This is a genomic window from Acidovorax sp. KPB24-07 (assembly GCF_057543315.1).
In genome coordinates this window covers 1-2,215 of sequence record NZ_BAAJYS010000485.1, presented here as the reverse complement: position 1 = coordinate 2,215, position 2,215 = coordinate 1, and the positions used below count along the sequence as shown (strand labels likewise).

The following is a 2,215-nucleotide window of genomic DNA, read 5'->3' as shown; positions in this document are numbered from 1 at the left end:
CCGGACTGCTCCACGCGCCAGCCGCGCACGTCGTCCTCGACATGCTCGGCCGTGCGCCGCAGCGCGATCTCGCGCAGCGCGATCAGGTTGCCCTTGCGAAAGAAGTTCTGCGCCGCCCGCTCGGCCTGCTGCGGCAGGTAGACCTTGCCGGCGGCCAGGCGCGCGGCCAGTTCGTCCGGTGTGGCATCGACCAGCACCACTTCGTCGGCCTCGTCCAGCACCGTGTCGGGCACGGTTTCGTGCACGCGCACGCCGGTGATGGCGCCCACGGTGCCGTTCAGGCTTTCCAGGTGCTGGACGTTGAGCGCGGTCCACACCTCGATTCCGGCGGCGAGCAGCTCCTGCACGTCCTGCCACCGCTTGGCATGCCGGGACCCGGGCGCATTGGAGTGCGCCAGTTCGTCCACGAGCAGCACGGCCGGCTGGCGCGCCAGCGCACCGTCGAGGTCGAACTCAGTGCGCTGGCGGCCCCGGTAGTCCAGGCTGCGCAGCGGCAGCACGGGCAGGCCCTCGACCAGCGCGGCGGTCTCGCTGCGGCCATGGGTCTCGACCACCCCGATGAGCACGTCGCGCCCCGCCTTGCGCTCGCGCTGCGCCGCGCTCAGCATCGACCAGGTCTTGCCCACGCCCGCGTTGGCACCGAAATAGATGCGCAGCTTGCCGCGCTGGGTGCGCTCTTCCTCCGCGCGCATCTGGGCGATGAGCGCGTCGGGGTCCGGGCGGGCGATGTCAGGCATGGGCGAAGGAACGTGCGGACCCTATTGTGGCGGGCGTTGCGCCGGGATCGGCGCACGCGCCATGGGGCTCACCGCTCGGCATCGAGCGCGAGATTCAGGGCGAGCACGTTCACGCCCGGGTCACCGAGGAGCCCCAGGAACGGGGCATCGGTGTGCGCGTCGATCAGGGCCTGCACGCGCTCCACCGGCCAGCCCCGCGCCTTGGCCACGCGACTGGCCTGGTAGCGCGCGGCGGCGGGGCTGATGTGCGGGTCGAGCCCGCTGGCGGAGGCCGTGACCAAGTCCACGGGCACGGGCGCGGCATTGCCGGGATCGGCCTCGCGCAGCGCCTGGACGCGCGCGGTGACGGCTTCCGTGAGGGCGGGGTTCAGAGGCCCCAGGTTGGAGCCGCCCGACGCGCTGGCGTTGTAGGGCATGGGCGCGGTGGCCGAGGGGCGGCCCCAGAAGTGCTTCGGGTCGGTGAAGTTCTGCCCGATCAGGGACGAGCCCACGGCCTGCCCGCCGCGCAGCACCAGGCTGCCCGCGGCCTGCTGCGGAAACGCGGCCTGCGCCACGCCCGTGACGATGAGCGGATAGACAACGCCCGTGATCACGCTCAGCAGCACGAAAAGGGTCAGCGCGGGACGGAGGATTTTGGTCATGTCGATGCTTCCTTGCACAGTTCAAACGAGGCCCACGGCCACCAGCACCCAGTCGATGAGCTTGATGCCGATGAACGGCACCACCAGCCCGCCCAGGCCATAGATCGCCAGGTTGCGGCGCAGCAGCGCGGCGGCGCCAACCGGGCGATAGCGCACGCCCTTGAGCGCCAGCGGGATCAGGAACACGATCACCAGCGCGTTGAACACCACCGCCGACAAAATGGCCGAGGAGGGGCTCGCCAGCCGCATCACGTTGAGCGCGGCCAGCTGCGGGTAGGTGGACACGAAGATCGCCGGAATGATGGCGAAATACTTGGCCACGTCGTTGGCGATGGAGAACGTGGTGAGCGAGCCGCGCGTCATCAGCAAGGCCTTGCCGGTCTCCACCACCTCCAACAGCTTGGTGGGGTTGGAGTCCAGGTCCACCATGTTGCCGGCCTCCTTGGCGGCCTGCGTGCCACTGCCCATGGCCACGGCCACGTCGGCCTGGGCCAGTGCCGGTGCATCGTTGGTGCCGTCGCCGGTCATGGCCACCAGGCGGCCCTCGGCCTGGTACTGGCGGATCAGCGCCAGCTTGTCCTCGGGCGTGGCCTCGGCCAGGAAGTCGTCCACCCCGGCCTCAGCGGCGATGGCCGCGGCGGTCAGCTTGTTGTCGCCCGTGATCATCACCGTCTTGATGCCCATGCGCCGCAGTTCGGCGAAGCGCTCCTTGATGCCGGTCTTGACGATGTCCTTGAGCTCGACGATGCCCAGCACCTGGGCGCCCTCGGCCACCGCCAGGGGCGTGCTGCCGCGCCGCGCCACGTCGTCGGCCGCTCGCACCACCTCGGCCGGCAC

Annotated in this window: 3 protein-coding genes; all 3 read right to left on the bottom strand. The window is 70.7% G+C overall.

Features of this window, described 5'->3' with window-relative positions; all coding sequences use genetic code 11:
* Window positions 1–737 (bottom strand): histidine kinase (locus tag AC27IQ_RS22900; protein WP_487090914.1); only part of this gene is annotated, 737 nt, incomplete at its 3' end.
* Between the two features lie 68 nt (window positions 738–805).
* Window positions 806–1,378, bottom strand: a complete 573-nt coding sequence (kdpC, locus tag AC27IQ_RS22895) for a potassium-transporting ATPase subunit KdpC (protein WP_272565807.1) — start codon at window positions 1,376–1,378, stop codon at window positions 806–808.
* 21 nt (window positions 1,379–1,399) lie between these two features.
* On the bottom strand, window positions 1,400–2,215 hold an 816-nt coding region (locus AC27IQ_RS22890), incomplete at its 5' end, for an HAD-IC family P-type ATPase (RefSeq protein ID WP_487090913.1).